General features: G+C 64.1%; 21 protein-coding genes. 12 read left to right on the forward strand and 9 right to left on the reverse strand.

What is annotated here, in order from left to right; all coding sequences use genetic code 11:
* Position 1: 1 nt before the first annotated feature.
* The 5 genes from EPN51_RS08760 to EPN51_RS08780 are packed head-to-tail and all read right to left on the reverse strand — an operon-like array spanning position 2 to position 4,373.
* Positions 2 to 718 carry a hypothetical protein gene (locus EPN51_RS08760; RefSeq protein ID WP_293040462.1) on the reverse strand — a complete coding sequence of 239 codons (717 nt, stop codon included), beginning with the start codon at positions 716 to 718 and terminating at the stop codon, positions 2 to 4.
* 5 nt (positions 719 to 723) lie between these two features.
* Positions 724 to 2,061, reverse strand: coding sequence for a hypothetical protein (locus EPN51_RS08765; RefSeq protein WP_293040465.1), 1,338 nt, complete (start codon positions 2,059 to 2,061; stop codon positions 724 to 726).
* A 2-nt stretch (positions 2,062 to 2,063) separates the two neighbouring features.
* Entirely contained in the window at positions 2,064 to 2,507 is a 444-nt protein-coding gene (locus EPN51_RS08770; RefSeq protein WP_293040520.1) for an SRPBCC family protein, read from the reverse strand.
* Positions 2,508 to 2,511: 4 nt separating this feature from the next.
* Complete coding sequence (locus EPN51_RS08775; protein ID WP_293040468.1) at positions 2,512 to 3,624, reverse strand: saccharopine dehydrogenase NADP-binding domain-containing protein; 1,113 nt, start codon at positions 3,622 to 3,624, stop codon at positions 2,512 to 2,514.
* A complete protein-coding gene (locus EPN51_RS08780; RefSeq protein WP_293040471.1) occupies positions 3,624 to 4,373 on the reverse strand; it encodes a glucose 1-dehydrogenase in 750 nt (249 codons plus the stop codon). Before EPN51_RS08780 ends, EPN51_RS08775 begins: the two co-directional genes overlap by 1 nt.
* Before the next feature lie 123 nt (positions 4,374 to 4,496).
* On the opposite strand from EPN51_RS08780, the gene EPN51_RS08785 reads away from it, so the two are divergent.
* The 4 genes from EPN51_RS08785 (at position 4,497) to EPN51_RS08800 (ending at position 8,353) form a co-directional block, all read left to right on the forward strand.
* Positions 4,497 to 5,588, forward strand: a complete 1,092-nt coding sequence (locus tag EPN51_RS08785) for a phosphotransferase (protein WP_293040474.1) — start codon at positions 4,497 to 4,499, stop codon at positions 5,586 to 5,588.
* Between the two features lie 10 nt (positions 5,589 to 5,598).
* Entirely contained in the window at positions 5,599 to 6,714 is a 1,116-nt protein-coding gene (locus EPN51_RS08790; RefSeq protein WP_293040477.1) for a TIGR03857 family LLM class F420-dependent oxidoreductase, read from the forward strand.
* The gene (locus EPN51_RS08795; protein WP_293040480.1) at positions 6,698 to 7,354 is read left to right on the forward strand and encodes a TetR/AcrR family transcriptional regulator; all 657 of its coding nucleotides are present in this window, start codon (positions 6,698 to 6,700) and stop codon (positions 7,352 to 7,354) included. Before EPN51_RS08790 ends, EPN51_RS08795 begins: the two co-directional genes overlap by 17 nt.
* 69 nt (positions 7,355 to 7,423) lie before the next feature.
* Positions 7,424 to 8,353 carry a bile acid:sodium symporter family protein gene (locus tag EPN51_RS08800; protein ID WP_293040523.1) on the forward strand — a complete coding sequence of 310 codons (930 nt, stop codon included), beginning with the start codon at positions 7,424 to 7,426 and terminating at the stop codon, positions 8,351 to 8,353.
* A 15-nt stretch (positions 8,354 to 8,368) separates the two neighbouring features.
* On the opposite strand, the gene EPN51_RS08805 is transcribed toward EPN51_RS08800, so the two are convergent.
* Positions 8,369 to 8,995, reverse strand: a complete 627-nt coding sequence (locus tag EPN51_RS08805; RefSeq protein ID WP_293040483.1) for a TetR/AcrR family transcriptional regulator — start codon at positions 8,993 to 8,995, stop codon at positions 8,369 to 8,371.
* Between the two features lie 96 nt (positions 8,996 to 9,091).
* Between EPN51_RS08805 and EPN51_RS08810 the strand changes: the two genes are divergently transcribed.
* Genes EPN51_RS08810 through EPN51_RS08820 form a run of 3 tightly spaced genes read left to right on the forward strand, consistent with a single transcriptional unit; the run spans position 9,092 to position 12,267 of the window.
* Complete coding sequence (locus EPN51_RS08810) at positions 9,092 to 9,850, forward strand: SDR family oxidoreductase (protein WP_293040486.1); 759 nt, start codon at positions 9,092 to 9,094, stop codon at positions 9,848 to 9,850.
* 2 nt (positions 9,851 to 9,852) lie between these two features.
* Positions 9,853 to 11,007, forward strand: a complete 1,155-nt coding sequence (locus EPN51_RS08815; RefSeq protein WP_293040489.1) for a sulfotransferase — start codon at positions 9,853 to 9,855, stop codon at positions 11,005 to 11,007.
* A gap of 18 nt (positions 11,008 to 11,025) precedes the next feature.
* Entirely contained in the window at positions 11,026 to 12,267 is a 1,242-nt protein-coding gene (locus EPN51_RS08820) for a hypothetical protein (protein WP_293040491.1), read from the forward strand.
* Between the two features lie 52 nt (positions 12,268 to 12,319).
* Here the strand turns inward: EPN51_RS08820 and EPN51_RS08825 are convergent, their stop codons facing one another.
* Entirely contained in the window at positions 12,320 to 12,931 is a 612-nt protein-coding gene (locus EPN51_RS08825; RefSeq protein WP_293040494.1) for a TetR/AcrR family transcriptional regulator, read from the reverse strand.
* Positions 12,932 to 13,019: 88 nt separating this feature from the next.
* Here EPN51_RS08825 and EPN51_RS08830 point away from each other — a divergent pair, with 88 nt between their 5' ends.
* Positions 13,020 to 14,183, forward strand: coding sequence for an LLM class flavin-dependent oxidoreductase (locus EPN51_RS08830; RefSeq protein WP_293040496.1), 1,164 nt, complete (start codon positions 13,020 to 13,022; stop codon positions 14,181 to 14,183).
* A 33-nt stretch (positions 14,184 to 14,216) separates the two neighbouring features.
* On the opposite strand, the gene EPN51_RS08835 is transcribed toward EPN51_RS08830, so the two are convergent.
* A complete protein-coding gene (locus EPN51_RS08835; protein ID WP_293040499.1) occupies positions 14,217 to 15,308 on the reverse strand; it encodes an alpha/beta hydrolase in 1,092 nt (363 codons plus the stop codon).
* Positions 15,309 to 15,599: 291 nt separating this feature from the next.
* Here EPN51_RS08835 and EPN51_RS08840 point away from each other — a divergent pair, with 291 nt between their 5' ends.
* Positions 15,600 to 15,794, forward strand: coding sequence for a ferredoxin (locus EPN51_RS08840; protein ID WP_293040502.1), 195 nt, complete (start codon positions 15,600 to 15,602; stop codon positions 15,792 to 15,794).
* Between the two features lie 42 nt (positions 15,795 to 15,836).
* On the opposite strand, the gene EPN51_RS08845 is transcribed toward EPN51_RS08840, so the two are convergent.
* On the reverse strand, positions 15,837 to 16,997 hold the full coding sequence (locus EPN51_RS08845; RefSeq protein WP_293040505.1) for an acyl-CoA dehydrogenase family protein: 1,161 nt from the start codon (positions 16,995 to 16,997) through the stop codon (positions 15,837 to 15,839).
* A gap of 412 nt (positions 16,998 to 17,409) precedes the next feature.
* Here EPN51_RS08845 and EPN51_RS08850 point away from each other — a divergent pair, with 412 nt between their 5' ends.
* From EPN51_RS08850 to EPN51_RS08860, 3 genes are all read left to right on the forward strand, one after another.
* Positions 17,410 to 18,285, forward strand: coding sequence for an SDR family NAD(P)-dependent oxidoreductase (locus EPN51_RS08850; RefSeq protein ID WP_293040508.1), 876 nt, complete (start codon positions 17,410 to 17,412; stop codon positions 18,283 to 18,285).
* 42 nt (positions 18,286 to 18,327) lie between these two features.
* Positions 18,328 to 19,560, forward strand: a complete 1,233-nt coding sequence (locus EPN51_RS08855) for a cytochrome P450 (RefSeq protein WP_293040511.1) — start codon at positions 18,328 to 18,330, stop codon at positions 19,558 to 19,560.
* Between the two features lie 8 nt (positions 19,561 to 19,568).
* Positions 19,569 to 20,127 (forward strand): Rieske (2Fe-2S) protein (locus EPN51_RS08860; RefSeq protein ID WP_293040514.1); only part of this gene is annotated, 559 nt, incomplete at its 3' end.

Raw genomic sequence — 20,127 nt, forward strand, 5'->3', positions numbered from 1 at the left:
ATCAATTGGCGGTGACAGCGGCGGTCTGCTCGGCTTCCTGGTGCGGGATCGCATATTTCACCAGGCACACAGAGACCGCGAAGATCCACCCGCCGAAGATCGTTAGGCCGAGCCACCACGCCAGCAGGCCGTTCCAGGCGATGACGCCCGTCTTCGCAAGGCAGTTCAGGCCCCCGGGCAAGAAGCAGAATGCCGCCCATAGGCTGAAATAGGCCAACCAGCGCGGAAACACCGGGTTTTCGCGTCGATCTTGAAATATGGCCACCGCCAATATGACTGCCTGCAGCATCCCGGTCCAGGGCAGCGCGATGAACATGATCGACGCAAGATCGTGGATGCGGTAGGTGAAGCCGGGATCGATCTGGGGACGGAAAGCCGCGGCCTCCCACATGATGCAGGGCACATAGAACTCGACGAGCAACATCACGCCCAGCAGCGCCTGGCTCAACGCCAGCGGTGCGGATGGTCCTTCGATGCGGCGCATCTGAACCGCGATGGCGGCGGACCAGGGCGCCAACAACGTCACGCCGGCGCAGGCGATGATGATGCCGATCCGTATCCGTGCGCCGCGTTCGACATAGATCGCGACGATCTCCTCGAGCGTCTTGTTGGGGCCCGGCGGCGGCACGAACCCGGCGATCACCCACATGCCGAGCAGCAGGATGACCATGCTGACGATTCCGCCCCAGGCCATCCACCGCTGATTGACGGTACTCATGTCGTTCACTGCGCGCTCACCCCCGTGGAAGTCGGCCGCCGAACGCCGACCCGGTCATAGACGTCCTGCGGGATCGCCTCCCGCGACTTGTAGATGTTGAACCGGCAATGCCCGGTGATGCGGCCGTCCTCGATACCCGGTTCGACGAGCAGGAAGTAGGGGCCGTCGTGTTCGAGGACGTACTTGTTGGTACCGGGGCAATGCATGCAATACACGGGCATCGCGTCGACTCCGAAGCTTTCGACGCCCGGGCCCTTGACCATGGGCAGGTTCTTCGGCGCGGCATAGGCGCCTTCCTCGATCAGCCGGCCACCGCTGCCGCAGGGCTTGGTATCGAAGCAGAAGCCGCCCTCGTCCTCGTGCAGTTCGTATTTCATGCCGTGTTGATGAAACAGCGTCGCCAGCCACTGCACTTGGTCCCGGTACGGCATGGTGTCGATCTGATCGAGCACCTGGCCCATCGTAGGCAGGTTGTAGCACTGCTCGACGGAATCCCAGCAGTGTTGCACCCCATAGTTTTCCAGGATCCAGCCGGTCTGCGCAGTGATCAGGTCGCGCCCGAAGTGGTGCCCGGGGTACCACTCCGTCTTCGACAGCATCAGGTGGCGGCGTGCGCGAGAGAGATCGCCGGCATCGAGTGCGCGTACCGCGAGCGCATGGGCCTGGAAACGCATGTCCTCGCGCTCGTCCTCGTCGAACAGCAATGCCCCGGACACGTCGAAGGCGGCTTTGATCCGCGCGACGTCACGGCGCACCCCGAGACGTTCGAATACCTCCGTCGGGACGGCGAGGGGATTTTTGTAGATGGTGAGCCGCAACGGTTCCCCGTCGCGCCCGTCTGCGAACACGAACGGCGGATAGCCGAGCCATTCGCAGCAGAGGCGCTCGATCTCGGTGCTCACGATCCGCAGGTCCGGGGCGTCGGGGATGGCGTCGGCCCGGTTCGCCGCCCAGTTCGGGGAGACGAGCACGATCTTCTCGGCGTCCTCCTCGAATGCCGCGAGTTCGGCGCCGTCCATGCGAAAGATCATTGCCAGCGATTGGACGGCTTCCCGGGAGACGCCGTTGCGGAACCACTCGGCCCACGGTCGGACAATTGTGCGCAGCGAGTCGGGCACCGAACGTTGCAGCGCGTCAGCGCCGAACTCACGCTGGATGTAGCCCAGCGTCAGGGTGTTCCAGAGCAGATAAATGTCGCGGGTGGAGAAGTGGAGGTCCACTGATTGCGCAGCGATCTCACGCGCCGCCGTCGTATCTCCGCGGTCCAGGGCCGCCGCGGCGCGATCACCGGGCGCGGTCGCCAGTTGCTGCAGTTCATCGTCGGCGAACACCAGATCTGTCATCGCTACTCTCCTAGCTGGCTGTTTGATTCTTCTGTGGCTCGCACGATTCCCTTGAGCAGGCCCGCAATGCCCTGTCGCAGAATCAGTTCCAAGACAAACCCGAGACCTGGGATCGGTAAGGACGGGGTGGATCGCACGGTGTAGGTGATGCGGGTTCCCGCGGCGGCCCGCGCCAGTTCGACCGTGCCGGTGTGGTCGCGGACCGGCAGACCGGAGCGCAGCCGGTAGCCGAACCGCGTCGGCCGCTCGAACACGGTGACCTCTTCGGTCTGCGTCGGCCCGATCAGGCCCATGCGCCGCAGGGCGCCCACGCCGTTGGGCTCCTTGTCGCCGGGCACCACCAGCTCACTGATCCGCAGCGGCGAGATGTTCTTGTAATTCGCATGATCGGTGAGCGCGTCAAAACCGTCTCGATGGGCGCGGAAGTATTTCGGGTCAAGGTGAATTCGATCATCGGTGCGCCCCCTCCAGGTCGACCACCATGCCCGCGGCTTGGTGGCCCGCTTGCAGTTCGTCGAGGCCGAAGGCCTGCACGGGGCCCAGCGGGCCGTGGCCGTGGACCTCTCCCCCGGCGGCGCGCTGAGCGGCCCACGCGGTGAGATCGGCGGTGACGTCGTAGACGCTGGGCCCCCGCAGCGTGACCTCGGAAAGTACATGTCCCGCACGGGAGTACGCGATGGCGACCACGTGGGTCCCGGCCCGCGCGCGAGCCGCGGCCTCGGGCCCGCTCGGCGACGCGCACTCGACTATGCGATTGAGGGCGCCGACTATTCGCCCGGCACCGGGAATGGAAGCCAACCTGCCGACCTGAGCAACCACGGGAGTCGCGGCGCCGAGGCCACCCTGGTAAACGTCGACGGTGTCCAATTCCGGGTAGGCCTGGGGCAAGGTGATCGCCTCCGACGACCCCAGCATCATCGATGGCACCGAACGCCCCGCGACCGACCAGGCACGGGTACGGGCGCCGCACCGCTCCGTTACCATTTCTCCCCCGCGCCAACCGAAGCTGGGAGCCGTCAGCACACCGGCGGCGGAGGTGACGGTGCCTTTGCTGAGTTCGCCGCGCCCCGGACCGGTCAGGAAGTAGCCGATCTCGAGCGCGCCGACCGGACCGCGGGCGCTACCCGAGGCGTGCTCCACCGCGAGCGCACCCGCCAGGTTTCCGGGCGCGTAGTTGAATCCCATCGCAGTGATAAGCGCCCCGGCGGCCGTGCGCGCCGCGGGGCTTTCGAACACGCGCCGCACAAACGGCGCCTCGCCGGTGGTGTCGACGTAGTGAGCACCGCACTTGATCGCCGCGTCAAGCGCGACGTCGCCCACCTTGATGAATGGACCGACGGTGGTCACCAGCACGTCACCGGGATGCAACAGCGCGTGCAGGGTGCGCGGTTCGTCCAGTCGGACAACCGCCGTCGCGCAGGTGCCGCCGAGTTCGTCGGCAAGGGTATCGAGCGCGGCGGGTGAGCGTCCGGTCAGTACCGTTTCGACGTCTGACTTGGCGAGCCGCTCAGCGATGAGGCGGCCGGTGTAGCCGGTCGCTCCGAGCAGGACGATGCGGGTCATCAGATCGACGCGGCCATCAGCCCGCCGTCGACCGTGTAGGCAATACCCGTAACCCACGCGGCATCGTCGGAAGCTAAGTGCAGCACGATTTTTGCGATGTCTTCCGGCTGACCGAGACGGCCCTGCTTCTGCTCGAAATAGCCATGGGCCGACGCGCCCGTCGCGGCCTCGAAGCCGGCGATCAGAGCGTCGGAAAACGGTGTCTCGGTGAACGCCGGACACACGCAATTGACGCGAATGCCCGCGGGCCGAAGTTCGGCGGCCGCGGTCTTGGTCATGTTGATGATGCCGGCCTTCGTGGCGCCGTAGCCGCCGAGCAAGGGAGCGCCGTTCAGCCCCGCTGTCGACGCCGTCGAGATGATGACGCCACCGCCGGGCATCCGCGCGGCGGCGGCCTTGATGCCGTGAAACGTGCCTTTGAGATTGACCGCGATCATGCGGTCGAAATCGTCGGTGGCCAGCGCGGCCAACGGACCAAGGACGCAGATGCCGGCATTGTTGACCATCACGTCAAGCGAGCCGAACTCCGAGATCGCCAGTCGCACAGCGGCTTCGACCTGTGGCTCCTCCGCCACGTCGCAGCCGATCCAACGGGCGTGCTCGCCGGCCTCGGCGGCCACGGCTTCCGCGCCCGCGCTGTCGATATCGGCTACTACCACCGAGGCGCCGAGCGCGGCGAAACCTCGCACGATGGACCTACCGATCCCGCTGGCGCCCCCGGTGACAACCACTGAGCGTCCACCTGCCATGAAACAACCTCCCGCCGGAATTAAATCCGTATGTTATACGAAAACTAGCCCGATTCGTATAGGATTTAAAAAATCCGCTCACCGAAGCTGACCGGTTTCCGCTCGAGGAAAGGACCGCAATCCATGCCGACGTCTGCCGTCCTCGCCGATACAACGGCCGATTTGACTCCCGCGTGGTTCACCGCCGCGCTGCGCACCGGCGGTGCGCTCGGACCGGACGCCGCTGTTGAGAAGGTGGACGCGGTGTTGTACGGAACCGGCCAACTCGGGCTTGTCGCCCGCGCCGAGCTCGACTACGTGGGTACCGCCGACGGGGCGCCGAAGTCGGTCATCGTCAAGTTGCCCTCGGCGGACGCGGGCAGTCGCCAGCTGGGAGTCGGCGTCGGCGCCTACGAGGCGGAGGTGCGGTTCTACCAGGAGATCGGGCCTCGCTCGAGCATCAGCGTGCCCCGCCTGCACTGGGGGTCGTTCGAGCCTGGAACGGGCCGGGTGACATTGGTGCTCGAGGACCTCTCGCAGGACTGGCAGGTCGGCGACGCGGTGGCGGGAGGCACTGTGCGCCAGGCCGAGGTCGCACTGGATCAGATCGCGCTCCTACATGCCGAACTGTGGGATGATCCCGGTCTGCGCGGGCTTGACTGGCTCGCCTCGCCGGCCCGAACTCAACTGCTTTTCGATGGCGTGCCCGCCGCACTACCCGAGTTTCGCGAGCGGTTCGCAGACCGGCTCGAACCGCATCAGTTCGCCGCCGTCGAAAGACTGGCGCCTAAAGGCGCCCATTACCCGGCCCGGGCCTGGCACGGACCGATGGTCGTCACCCATGGTGACTTCCGACTCGACAACGTCATGTTCCGCGGCGATGCGACCGGCATGCAGGCGATGGTGATCGATTGGCAGGCAGTGCGATTGGCGCCACCAATGATTGACCCCGCGATATGGCTGTCCAGCTGCCTATCGGTCGAGGACCGCCGCAACAACCAGGATGCGCTGTTGCGTCGGCACCATGACCGTCTGCGACAGGGCGGCGTCGACGACTTTTCGTTCGATGACTGCGTACGCAACCTGCAAGTGTGTTCGCTCTACATTTTCCTGCTCAGCGTGGGGGTCTCGGTAACCCTCGCGCGGTCCGACCGAGGCGACGAAATGTTCGCCGGCATGGTGGCTCGGGCAGCCGATTTCGTCACCGATCTGGGCGCCGAAAACGTCCTCGACTAGGAGAAACCACATGGCAACCAACGACATTGAGCCACAACTGGCGCCGGTCGCCGACGACATGAGCGCATTTATCATCGCCGGCGCGGTGACGTCCCAGCAGGAAGAATCCGAATACGACACCGTGTCACGCACCCCGGCCCAGGGAATCCAAGACGGGGTCGACGCCGAGCGCATCGGCTATCGCCGCGTCTGGCTCTCGGAGCGCATCGATATCAAGTGGTCCGACGTGATCCTGTCGGGTGTGGCGGCGCGCACGAGCCGGCTGGAGGTCGGCACCGGCGTGATCGATCCAACGACGCGCCATCCCTGGACAGCCGCGGCGTTCGGCGCCACCATGCAGGCCTGCTACGGCGAACGCTTCATCATGGGGCTCGGCCGGGGAGACAACGGGTACTTTCGCGGCACCGGCATCTCGATGGCCACCTTCGAGCAGATGCACGACTACGTCGACATTCTGCGTCAACTGTGGGCGGGCAAACATGTCTCCTACGACGGCCCCGTCGGCACCTTCGAGGATCTGTCGTTCGCCGAGAGCTACCACGGCAACCCGCCGCCGATCTGGTTCGGTGGATTCTGCGCCCCCGCAGGAGCGCGCTTCACAGCCGCCAAGGCCGACGGCGTCATTCTGATCCCCATGATGAATCCGTCCGCCGTCGCTGAGGCCAAGGAGCGGATTGTGAAAGCCTGCGAGCGAGTTGGGCGGGACCCCAACGAGATTCGGGTCGCGGCGCTGGTAGTCACCGCGCCCGATCTCGACGACTTCGAGACCCGCGCGATCGCTCACGGACGAATGGTCACCTACCTGCAGTACCCGGGCTATGGCGAACAGCTTTGCACCGCAAACGGATGGGACCTTGGCTTACTCGACAAGATCCGCAACCACAAGCGCTTCGAGAACATCACCCAGGTCGCCGACCGGGAGTTCCAGCGCCACGAGATGCTGGACGTCGCGAGCGTCATTCCCGACGAGTACATGTGGGACTGCAGCGCGATCGGCACCGTCGACGAATGCGTGACCAACTTGCGTAGATTCATCGACGCGGGTGCCGACGAGATCGTCACTTACGGTTCGACGCCGGCGCAGAACGCCGGATTGGTGGCAGCCTGGCGTGACCGCGCGCGCTGAGGATCCCGGCAGCACCCGGCCGGCCCGACGGCCAGGCCGGCCTCCCCTGCTGTCTCGAGATCGGCTGGCGCGTGCGGCATTCGAACTCGTCGACCGGGAGGGCGTGGAGGCGCTGACAATCGGTCGCCTCGCCCGGGAGCTCGGTGTCGGATCGATGACGATCTACGGGTACGCAGCGTCCAAGGACGCCATCGTGGCCATGCTGCCCGATCTACTGCTGGAGGACGTGCCACCCATCGACATGCGCAAGTCCTGGCAGAACGCGCTCGAAGAGGTCTTCGTCTCCGTTTACCGCAACTTCCTCAACCACCGCCACGTCACCCAGGCGATCGCCGAGTCGCCGGTGTTCGGTCCGGCGCAGGCCCGGATCATCGAGGGCGCGCTGGTGCGGCTGGAACGCGCCGGGTTCAGCGATCGCGACGCGTTCGAATTGCAACGCACACTTTCGACCTACACGCTCGGTTTCGCGATGTTTGCCGTCGCCGAAGCGCAGGCGGGTGCCCACCGCCCGCGCGTGACGTGGACTCACGACCTGGGCGAGGGCGAGTACCCGCACGTCGCAAGGGTTTCGGAGCTCTTCGGCGCGGAAGTAAACGAGCACCAGTATCTTGCGGGGCTGCGTCGAATCTTGCGCGCCTGATCCGTCGGGGTCCGCACGGCCTCCGGTCACCGTGCGGGCCCGAAAAGATGATGCTAGAAAGTGGAACTGATGGACAACCGGTACTTTCCGTTGGTCGTTGCGGTCGTCATGCTCGCGCTCGGCCTGACGCTGACGATCGACGACTTCCGACGAGCCGCCACGCTGCGGCGGCCGGTGGCGGTTGCGCTCGCCTGTCAGGCTGTGGTGCTCCCGGCCCTCTGCCTGCTGATCGCCGAAGTGTTTGACCTTCCGGCTAACCTGGCGGTCGGGCTGATGCTGATGGCCGCGACGCCCGGCGGGACGACCGCGAACATCCTGAGCCACCTGTTCAATGGCGACCTGGCACTCAACCTCACGTTGACCGCGATCAATGCGGTGCTCTCGATCGTCGCAATACCCGCGATACTCGCGGTTTCGATGACCTGGTTCCTCGGAGACGGACGGTTCGTTCCCCTGCAGTGGGACAAGTTCCTTGGGGTGTTCGGGCTCGTGCTCGTCCCCACCTCGATCGGCGTTGCCATCCGCCACCAGTTTCCTAAGCTCGCCCGGCGGCTGCAAACCCCGATCCGGGTGCTCGCGGCGACGCTGTTGGTGCTCATCATCGCCGCGACCCTGATTAAATCCTGGGGAACGCTTTCGCAGTACTTGGGCGTGCTGAGCGGCGCCGTTGCGACGTTCTGCGTAGCGAGCCTGACCGTTGGCTATCTGGCACCGCGCCTGATGCACCTTGCGGGACGGCAGGCCATCGCCATGAGCCTCGAGATCGGCATGCACAACGGCGTATTGGCGATGGGTTTGGCACTCAGTCCGCAGCTACTCAACAACGCCGAAATGGCTATCCCAGCGGCGGTATACGGCCTCATCGCGCTATTTATTGCCCTGGCATTCCTTTTCACCGTCCGCAGACTGGACCCTTCGTTTCGCGATCCCGACCCGCGCCGCAGCGCCCCGACCGAACAGCCCGCGCGGTTCAAGGACCCGCAAGAAGACCCCGCGTAGACCCACCGGTTCCAGCTACGGATTCGCCGCGCCGCCGCCAGGGTCGTTTTCTGTTTGGGCCGGTTCACCGAGCACGGCGTGGGCGAGGCGCTCGATTTCGGCGCGCACGCCCGCGAGGTCATTGGGCCGGGCCCAGCTTCTGATCAGGACACCGAGGATGTACGACATCGCCAGTCGAGCGCGCACTGCCGGATTGTCGACACCGGTCTCGGCCAGCACTTGCTCGAGGTGCTCGACGACCGTGTCCTGCACTTTGGCCAGTGCGTCGGTGCGGCCGCTGCGGGTCGCAATGATCCAGTATTCGAACCACGCGGTCGCCAAACCTGGTTGTTCGGCGAAGATTCCGAAGTATGCCTCGAACAGTGCCCAGTAGCGGTCGGTGACATTGGCGTCGACGTCCCTGGCGCCGTCGATGGCGGCGACAAGGTCCTCGGCGAAAGCCCCCATGGCGGCATCGACGATGTCCTCCATGGACCCGAAGTAGTAGTAGATCAGGCCCTGGTTGAGTCCGCTTTCGCGGGCCACCGCGCGGGTGGTGCATTGCCCCGGGCCGTCGCGCACAAGAATTCGTTGGGCCGCTGCGATTATCTCGCCGCGCTTTGCCAGCTGCTTCGGCGACAAGGTCTCCGGGAGGTCAGCCATAACCCCGAATTTTAGGCAAACACTTGACAGTGCATTCGCAGTGTCAATATTTTTAGGCGCCCGAGTAAAAATCCTAGTCGCCAAAGGAGGCGCAGGATGAGTGGATTGTCCGGCCGGGTGGCTATCGTCACCGGATCGAGCCGGGGGGTGGGCCGCGGTGAGGCGCTGGCCCTGGCGAAAGAGGGCGCCGCCGTCGCACTGGTCGCGACCACCATGGCGGGGGTCCAGAAGGTTGCGGGCGAGATCGAGGAGATCGGCGGGACTGCGCTGCCCGTCGAATGCGATGTCAGCATCCGGACACAGGTCGATGCCGCGGTGGCTGCCACGTTGGATCGGTTCGGTCGCATCGACATTCTGGTCAACAACACCCAGCGGATCCCGGTCGACCATCCCTTCGAGACCTGGACCGAGGCCGAGCTACGCGAAACCTGGGAGTCCGGCTTTCTGGGCACCTGGAATTTTATGCAGGCTTGTTTCGGCCCCATGAAGCAACGCGGGTACGGCCGAATCATCAACACCTGCTCGATGGTTGGCTATCTGAACTGGCCCGGCTTCAGCGCGTACGCCGCGACCAAGGAGGGCGTCCGGGCGCTAACGCGAACGGTATCCCAGGAGTGGGGCCGGTACGGCATCACCGTCAACGTGATCTCACCCGCTGTAGCCTCCGACGCGCTGGACATGCTCTACCCCGAAGGCGAGATCCGCGACGCCCTGCTGGCGCGGTTTCCCATGCGGAGATTCGGCGATCCGGAGGCCGACATCGGCCGCACCGTGGCCTATCTCGCAGGCCCGGACGCCTCTTACGTCACCGGTTGCACGCTGAACGTCGATGGCGGAATGGGAGTGGTGGTCTAGCCATGCTGGAGAATCAATGGCTGCTGAATGAGGCCAGAAAGATGGCCGGGCTCGATGACTACGGTGACATGCGGTTCGCCGAGGGCATGGGCGTCTTGGTCAAGTCGATCAACGACGAGGCAGACTTGACGCCGGCTTACGAGGAAGCGCTCAAGGAAGAACTACTGCGAGTGCTGGTGAACCGGTTGCGGATGAATCAAGACCTTCATGCCCACCCGGAGATCCTCGACGAGGAGGTACTACCGCCCGTCTACATCACCAGCATGCCCCGCACCGGTTCCACCAAACTCCATCGAATGCTGGCCGCCACAGGCGATTTCAACGCTCTTAAGTACTGGCAATCGTTGAACTTCGCGCCCTTTCCGGACGCCGCCCCGGACTGTCCCGATCCGCGCATCGAGGCGGGTTACCGCCATCTGGCGCATGTCAGCGCCCAGGCTCCTGGCTTCCAGCGGGCGCACCCGATGTACGCCGAGGAAGCCGAAGAGGAACTCAGCCTGCTCGATGCCGGCTTCAACAGTCTTTACACCTGGGCAGCATTGCTCGACGTCCCGACTTACATTGAGTACGTGCTGCAGTCGTCGCCGTTGGCGGCGTTCGAGGATATGCGCAGAACCATCCAGTACATCCAATGGCAGCACTACCGGGGATTGGGCAGGCGCTGGGTGTTCAAGACCCCGTCGATGTTCGGCTTCGAGGGCGCCTACTCGGCGGTCTTCGCGGGCACAGACTTCGTCGTCACCCATCGTCACCCACTGAAGACGGTGGCCTCCATGTGCAACCTGATGTGTGGCAGCCGGTCGAAATACAGCGACGCCGACTTCACCGCCGTCGCCGGTCAGACAATGATTCACAACTTCGCCGAGGCGCAGAAGGGTCATCTGGCCTGGCGGGCGGCCTATCCGGAGCTCAAAAGCTTCGACCTGCGATTCAGCGACATCGTGGACGACGAAATCGGGGTCACCAAAATGGTTTACAACTTCCTCGGCATGGAGCTGACCGACCGGGCGATCACCAAGATTGAAGACTGGCTCGCGATGGATGCGGGACGCAACCACCAGCCGTGCCGAGACACCCTGGCCGACTACAACGTCGAGGCGTCCTTCGTCAAAACCTCATTCACACCGTACATCGACCGTTACGGCGAATATCTCTAGCAGAGAAAAGGATTGAGAATGGCAGAGCAGGCACGAGCGGACGCGATCGCCAGCGCCGACAAACAGTGGCGCAGGTATACCGAACCGCTGCTTGAGCTCGGCGGACAGGTCGCCGAGATGTGGCCCGAGGTCGACGACGACCCGCAACTGCGCGCGGAGCTGCTGTGGTTCCTGTACTCCGAGATCGGCGCCGGGTTCATGACCGTCGCCTGGGGCAACGACCACCATCCTGACTTCTTCCCCTGCTGGGGCCAGGTGTTCAACAACGGCGGCAACATCAACCCGGACGGCGTCTACTACTTGTCCCCGATCGACGACGCCGGCGTCTATAAACTCGCCGGCTTCCGCGGCACCCTTCGCGTCGTCGACCTGCAACTCGGCGACGGCTCGGTGTTCGCGTGGGGAAAGCTCAACGACGAGTGCAGCTTCGGGCCGACACTGGCGAACTTCGACCTCGACGATAATGCGACGATCGATGAAAACGGCTGGTTCGAGGTCATTTTGAGCCAAGAACGCCCCGCGGGCTGGACCGGTGATTGGTGGAAACTGCCCCCGAAGACCAATTACCTCCTAGTGCGCCAATTCGCCTACGACTGGATCAATGAGGTCGACGCGAGGATCGCCATCGACCGCCTCGACACACCCGCCGCGAAACCCCGCAGGACGGCCGAGGAGATCCAGGGGATGCTGGACCGTGTCCCCGAGTTCATGTACGCGTCTCTGAGAACCCTCGACGTGCCGATCCACGCCGAATCCGGACTCGGCTCACCGGGATTGGTGAACAACCTGGTCAAGATCGACTACGCGCCCGACCAGGCCGGCCGTGCCGGCCAGTGGTACATCGCAGGCCGCTTCGACTTACAGCCCGACGAGGCGCTGATCCTCGAAATCGCTCCCGGCGAATGCCGGTATTGGAACCTGCAACTCGCCAACGAGGTGACCAATACCCTCGACTTCTACAACCGGCTCATCGGAATCAACGGATCCCAGGCGGAACCCGACGCGGCAGGCGTGTTCCGTGTTGTGGTCTCCGATCGGGACCCCGGGGTGTGGAACTGGCTGGACACCGTCGGTCACCGCAAGGGGTTCCTATGGGGGCGCATGGACCGCACCAACGACTACGAGCCCAAGGCGAAGCTGGTCAAGTTCGCCAACGTGCGCGCCGAACTAGGGCCCGACGTTCGCCACGTAACACCCGCACAGCGAGAGGCTGAGATCCGTAAGCGCCGAATGGGAGCACAACTGCGCCGGCGGTGGTAGGGATGCGGCGCCTATGCTGAAGCCTTGGAGAACAGCATGATTCGTCGGAACTTCAGCGATCGATGCCGTCGGGCTGGAACAACGACGGCACAACGAAAGTCAGGAGCAGCTTCTTCAGCGCGGCTTCGTCGAGGTCGTCGCGCGGGGTGAGCCAGGTCATTTGCCCTTGCAGCCAGTCGACGATGGCATCGTCGGTGGCATCCGTGCGGAGACGTCCGGCGGACCGCGCACGCTCCAGTGTCGGGCCCAGGCAGCGTTTGACATACGTATGCATCGGCGACCCCGAGCCGGACAGGATGACGTTCAGCCGGGTGCGGGAGAGTGCCTCAGCGAGGTAAGCGAATTCAGTGTCGTCGCGGCCGGCGACCACGCAGGCAACGACCGCGTTCACCAGTGCCTGTTCGGGGCTCTTGGTGCTGACGCGGGTCCGCTTGAGGATCTCGTCGGAGAACTCGCGACATCGCTCGAGGAGCGCGAGTTCGAACAGCTGTTCCTTGCTGGCGACATACCGATACAGGTATTGACGCGGGATACCGGCAGCGGCGGCGATGTCTTCCATCCGCGTGCGGTGAATACCGTAGCGAGCGAACGCCTCTCGTGCGGCTGAGACGACCGCGCTAAGCGCCTCTTCGTTGCTGGTGCGGCTTTCGCCGAAGTCGAGCACAGCGCAATGTTAACACATGATGATTGACAAGATTCGATTCTTGTCATACGTTCCGACGAGTCAGCTCGTCGCTGCAGTGAGGAGAATCATGCGGCATGTGAAATACGGCGTTGCCCCGGTGCAGTTTCCTCCGGTCGCGGGACACCGGCAGGCCGTCCAGGCATACGACCAGGCGGGGCTCGACTTTCTCACCTATTGGGATCAGCACTGCCTGACAATCCCGCGCTCGATCTGGACTCCGGATTTGGCGCCCGCGGCAGAGTTGTTCCATATCGACGCGTGGCTCGAGCCCTGGCCGCAGCTCACCGAGACCGCCATCGTCACCGAAAATATCCGGATGGGGCTTTCGGCAAGCGACGTGTCCCGCCGCAGCCCGGATGTGCTCGCGCAATTGGCATTAACGCTCGATCACTACAGTGAGGGCCGCTTCTTCCTCGCGCTCGGTGCGGGCGAAAACAAGCAGAACACGCCCTACGGCATCACCCGCGACCGCCCGTTCGGACGGCTCGAGGAGGTCCTGAAGCTGTTGAAGCTGTGGTTTTCGACCGACGAGCCAGTCGATTTCGAGGGGAAATTCTGGCAGGTCGTCAACGGCGGTATCTCGACTCCGGCATACACGCCGGGCGGCCCCGACCTGCTCGTCGCCGGCGGCCCGGGGAAGGCGATGACGTACGCCGCGCAACTCGCCGATGGCTGGTGCTCATATTTCCCCGGATCGAGCGCGGAGGAATATGTCGAACAGGTCGCCGAATTCAACCGCCTTGCCGAGGAGGTCGACCGCGACCCGTCGACGTTGACCAAATTGATGCTGTTCGGCGTCGTACTTGGCGATGACGACGCCCACGTGGAAGAGCTCGTCAACAACCCGGTGATCCGCTGGGACTCGGCCGCCCTCGTCCCCGGACCGCAGGCATGGGCGCGACACGGGCAGGTAAACCCTTTAGGGGAGGACTTCGCCTACGTCCGAGACCTGCTACCGATGGAGGTCAGCAGGGAGGAAGCGTTGAAGGCGATCGACAAGGTCTCACCGGAAATGGTTCGCAACATGCGGTTTTCGGGCACGCCGAGGGAAGTGGCGAAGATGATCCAGCCGTTCATCGAGGCCGGATGCACACACGTCATGATCGGCGATTACGGCGCCCTCGTCACATCGGGCGACATGGGCTCCGCGGTCAGCGGCGCCCGCCGGCTGGCCGAGACCTTCGACGCCTTACGCGAGCTGAACGGCCAACCCGTCGCGAGCGTCGTTTAGTTCGCGCGCTCGTCGGCCTGGCCGCGGACGGGGTCAGCCGACCGCGCGGAAGAAGTCGAGCAAAGCGTCGGTGGTCTCCACCGGACGTTCCTGCTGTGTCCAGTGCCCACAGCCTTTCAATACGACGTTGCCATGCAATTCGGGAACGGTCTCGGGATAGAGGTCGATCGCCTCACGGCCCCAGATCGTCGCCACGTCGCGATCGCCGCCGATGAACAGTGCGGGCACCGACACCGGCTGGCCCACGAACGGCGCCAATAACTCCCAGTCAAGGTCCAGGCACGCGTAATAGTTGGTACCCCAGATCCCGGTGCGCTCGAATTCGTCGGCATAAAAATCGAGGTCCTTCTCATCGATCCATGCGGGCAATGATTCGGGCGAAATCAGAAGATCGCCCATCGCGACACCGGGCGCCATGCACACCCCTGCCTCTCGAAGAAACGGCACGATCGCCTCGGGGGGCAATGACAAGAAGTCCGCTCCGGCAGCCTCTGGCGGTAGCGGAACCGATCCCGAAAAGCTGTACAGGGCACCACGTAGCCAAGTCCGCGGGTCGCGTTCGATATCGGGCCGCCCGCCGGTTGGATCCGACAGGTACGCATGATAAAAGCGCTTGCCCGGCCCGGCGATCTCGGCGCCGACGGCGCTGGGCCGCCGCTCTCCGAGCGGATCGCCGGGCAGCCCCATCAGTCCACGGCCGCCGAACGCGACGCTCATCGCGGCGACGGCGCGGAAGACATCGGGCCGTGTCCACGCAGCCGTCCACGCGATCGGTGCTCCCCAATCGTGCCCCACAACGATGGCCTGTTCCTCCCCCAGCGCGTGGACCAGCCCGACCAGATCGGCGACCAGTTCGGTGATCCGATAGTCGTGCACAGCAAGCGGTTTCGAGCTTCGACCGTAGCCACGCATGTCCGGCGCGGCCACCCGGTAGCCCGCCTCCGCAAGCGGAGCCAGTTGGTGGCGCCAGGAATACCAGGATTCGGGAAACCCGTGCACAAGCACCACCAGCGGGCCCCGTCCCTGTATTACGACGTGGATGCGCTGGCTGTTAGCCCACACGATCCGCGATTCGCGGCCATCCACGCCGACGGTCGTGGCGTACGTTCCCATTTGCTCTTCCACCGGAATCCTTTGTTCGACGACGTGCTGGCGGGCGATGCTACGACACGATTGATGTTAACGACCGCTAACGGGAATATGCGCGCCGCCAGCCTCTTGCTGGGACCCAGTAAAATAATCTGCGCCAACCAGCGCCTGGAGCATCTCGGTGTTGGCACCCGGGGAGCGCTGGACTCGGATTCAACTAAAGCCTATAGTTTTTGCTGACAGCGCCCAGGCCGTTCGACACGCGCAGTGAAAGAGACGACCAACCAGCCCATTTGGCGCCAAACGATTGAGTGGAGGCGATAAGTAATGAAGGTGCGCCTTGAACGCAGCAAGTGTGCTGGACATGCTCAGTGTTACGCGGTCGACCCGGACCTCTTCCCGATCGACGACGAGGGTTACTCGATTCTGCAGGAGCACACCGTCGAGCCCGGCGACGAGCAGGCCACTCGCGAGGGCGTGAACGCCTGTCCTGAGCTGGCGCTGATCCTCGAAGAGGACTAGCAGTCGCGGACACCGCCATCCACGGCTGAGACCGCTCGACGATCAGCGCTCGCCGCTGGCCATGAGATCCCTGCGGATGATCTCCCTCATGATTTCGTTTGTGCCGCCATAGATTCGCTGAATCCGCGCGTCGATGAGGGCCTTCGCGAACGGGTATTCCGGTGCGTAACCGTAGTCGCCGTGTAGTCGGAGGCCTCCGTCGATCACGCGGCCCTGCAGTTCGGTCGCCCAGTATTTGGCCTTGGCCGCATCCACCGCGGTAAGTTCGCGGCGGTTATAGGCGCGCACGCAGCGATCCAAATATGCCCGGCATACCTCGATGGCCGTTTTCAGTTCGGCCAGAACAAATCCCGGCGACTGGAGATCACCCACTCGTTGGCCGGCTTCGGGCTGCCGGCTGACGTATGCCATGGTCCAGTCGAAGACCGCCTCCGCGGAAGACTGGGCGGCAATCGCAATCCCCAGCCGCTCCAGCGGCAGGCTTTGCATCAGGTAGGAGAACCCCGCCCCCGCCTCACCAAGCAAGTTCTCCGGACCGAGGCGCACGTCGTCGAAGATCTGTTCCGCGGTGTCTTGAGCATGCAGCCCAACCTTGTCCAGCTTGCGACCGCGGCGGAATCCCGGGGTGCCGTCTTCGACCACGAACAAACTGAAGCCACGGGAGCCGGCACTCGGATCGGTCTTGGCGAACACGATGACGAGGTCACAAAGGATGCCGCTGGTGATGAAGGTTTTGGAACCGTTCAAGACCCAACCGCGACCGTCTCTTTTTGCGGTGGCCTGGATGCCGCGCAGATCGCTGCCCGCCCCGGGCTCGGTCATCGCGATGGCTCCGATGATCTCGCCAGTGACGAATCCGGGAAGCCACCTTTCACGTTGGTCCGCATCGGCGTGGCGCAGAAGATAATTCATCGCGATGTCGTCGTTCGTGGAGAAGCCCGACTGCAGTGCCGAGGCGCCGACGCGGGCGATCTCCTGCTGGATCACCACCCGGTATCGATAGTCCTGTTCGCCCGGGCCGCCGAATTCCTTGGGCGCCGCCAACCCCAAAAGTCCATGTTTGCCTGCGGCCCGCCAGGTCTCGCGGCCGATCAGTCGGTCGGCATCCCACTGCGGCATCTTCGGGACCACATGGTCATCCACGAACTCACGTACCGACGCACGAAACATTTCGTGATCCTGGTCGAACAGGTCGCTGTCCATGACACCTCCGCAAGCCAACAGTAACCTTGATGTCATAGATTACTGCCCGCAAGCGGCTCTCGTGCGGCAGGGCCGCGTGCCGGCGGTTTCAGCTCGGCCCCGGTCGCCGACACCGCCACGTCGGGCGGGGTTCACGAGGCACCTCTTCAGGCCTTTTTCATATAATCCGCATAATCTCGTGGTCACCTGCGCGGCCGCAGCGGCTCATCGGGTGTAAATCAGCTGACATTTCTTGATTGACGTCTTATACCTATTGTCGTAAGTTTAACGCCGATGGCGATGTAGTCGAGCTCACAACAAACTGCAGCCGGAGTATGACGGCCTCGCCCATCAACCACATCACGGCTCCGACATATAGGGCTTTTCGCCGCCGGGGCCGCAGCGCAGAACCGAAGGACGACAAAGGAAAACTATGAAACTCGAAGGCAAGGTTGCCTTGATCACCGGGGCGGGGTCTGGCCTTGGCCGGCAGGCGGCGCAGCTCTTCAGCGCGGAGGGCGCCAGAATCGCGATCATCGACATCGACGCCGACCGGGCCGAACAGACGTCGAAGTTGGTCGAGCAACAGGGCGGCGAGGCAATCGCGATCACCGCCGACGTCGCCGCCAAGGATCGGATCACCGGCGCGGTCAACGCGGCTGTCGACCATTTCGGCAGGCTCGACATCGCATGGGCCAACGCGGGGATCGTGTCCCGCGGTGGCGCCGCGGCCCTCGGCGTCGAAGAGGCCGTGGAATTCGAGGATATGACCGAGGCCGATTGGCAGCACGTGCTCGGTGTCAACCTGAGCGGCGTCATCTACACGGCTCAGGCCGCGGTCCCCCACCTGAAGGCCAATGGTGGCGGCACCATTCTGGCCACGTCCTCGGCGGCGTCGCTGGTCGCCTACCCGAAGATCGCCTTGTACTGCGCGACCAAAGCCGGCGTTAACGGCTTGGTGCGGGCCCTGAGCCTGGATCTGGGCCGCTTCGGCATCCGTGTCAACGCGATCGCACCCACCCACGGAATGTCACCCAACTTCTTGATGCCTCCCGGCTCGCCGGTGGTCGGCCAGTCGTACGAAGAGGTCGCCGGTCCGTGGAACCCCACCGTTTCGCCAATACCGCTCAAACTCCCCCGGCCGCCGTCGCTGCTCGATAACGCCAAGCTGGCGTTGTTCTTGGTTTCCGACGACTCGGCCTACCTCTCCGGAGCCACCATTGGCGCCACCGATGGGGGCACGCTTGCCCGCGTGGGGATGTGGTTCCCCGAGGACCTCAACCCCGAGACGGTTCCCGACCCGAACTGAGCCGGCACCGAACATGACTGAGAAGGAATGGAGCGTAGAGACATGACCACAGCAATGGATCGGGTGCCGCCGGAGCTCGTGACGGACTTCGACGTTTACGATCCCGCCCTGGCCAGCCCGGTGGACGTGTTCCAGCAAGAGGTGGCCAAGTTGGCCGCCAAGGGGCCGGTGGTGTACTCGCCGGCTTACGGTGGGCATTGGGTGGTGACCGGGTACAAAGAGGTCCATCAGGTTCTGACGGACTCCGAAACGTTCTCCAGCTACCCGAACAACCTGGTCACACCAGTTGATTTCGGCAAGTTCATTCCGCTGGAGCTCGACCCGCCGGAGCACTCTGCCTACCGCCAGGTGCTGCAGCCGTTGTTCAGTCCGCAGCGCATGAAGAAGCTGTCGGACGACGTCCGCGGCGTGGTCAACCAGTTGATCGATGGGTTCGCCGCAACGGGCCGTGCCGAATTCATCTCCGAATTCGCCCACGAGCTGCCCGCCAGGGTCTTCCTGGCTTTGATGGACTGGCCGTTGGAAGACGCCCCGTTGTTCACCGAGGCAACAGATGTCGTGCTGTTCGGTAAACCGGGTGGTACTCCGGAGGAGTCCGACCAGGCCCGCATCGAAGCCGGTTTGACCGTCGCAGCCTACTTCCAGAAGGTGATCGAGGACCGGCGGAGCAATCCGCGAGACGATGCGACGTCCACGTTGATCAATACCGAGGTCGCACTGCCCGACGGAACCCGACTGCTTGCCGACCAAGAGCTCATCTTGATGTTCTACCTACTGCTGATGGGTGGCCTGCACACCGTGCAGGGCTCACTGGCTTGGGCCATCGTGCATCTGATCGACAACCCCTCCCAGCGCGACCTCATCATCGCCGACCCAGCCGTGATTCCCAAGGCCGTGGAGGAGATTCTGCGCATCGAAGCGGCCGTGGCCGCTGGCCGCAGCGCGGCCCGAGACACCGAGCTCGGCGGAGTCAACATCGCCGCGGGAGACCAGCTGCTGTTGATGCTGTGTTCGGCGAACCGCGACTTGCAGACGTTTTCCGCGCCTGCCGACTTCGACATCAACCGCTCCCCCAACCGACACTTGTCATTCGGCGCCGGAGTGCACCGCTGCCTGGGATCTCACCTCGCCCGCATCGAATTGACCATGGCGCTCGAGGAATTGCACCGCCGTATCCCGGATTACCAGCTGGTGGAGTCCGACCCTCCAGTTTTCCACTCGACTCAGGTGCGTGGCTGCCTTCGGATGCCAATCACCTTCACACCGGAGAAATGAGCAGACCCATGACGACATCGCTTCCCCGCAAGGACCGGATCCTTCACGCGTTGGAGCTGTTGCGCAACGAGACCACCGACAAGTTCGACGACATTGTCGATTTCGCCGCCCGCGAGTTCACCGATCCGGTACTGGCCCAGCAGGAGCGCGATTTCATCTTCGGGTGTGTCCCGTCGATCGTGGCGCACGGCTCCGAAATCGCCCGCCCGTTTGACTTCATGACGGTGCAGATGCCGCGCAACAATTTGATCGTGGTGCGCCAAAAAGACGGCGGTGTGAAGGCTTTCGTGAACCTGTGCCGGCACCGGGGGGGCTTGTTGGAGGACCAGGAGAAGGGCCGCTGCCGGTTCTTCTCCTGCCCCTATCACCGCTGGTCCTACGACCCAGACGGATCGTTGCGCACGGTCACCCGCGAGGCCACCTTCGGGGAGATCGACCATAAGGAACACAGCCTGATCGAGGTGCCCTGCGAGGAGCGGCACGGATTCATCTGGGTGGTCGACAACGCGCACGCCTCGATCGATGTCGCTGACTGGCTCGGCCCCGACATGGACACCATCCTGGCCG

This window comes from Mycobacterium sp. (assembly GCF_004298145.1).
In the GTDB taxonomy this organism is placed as follows: domain Bacteria; phylum Actinomycetota; class Actinomycetes; order Mycobacteriales; family Mycobacteriaceae; genus Mycobacterium.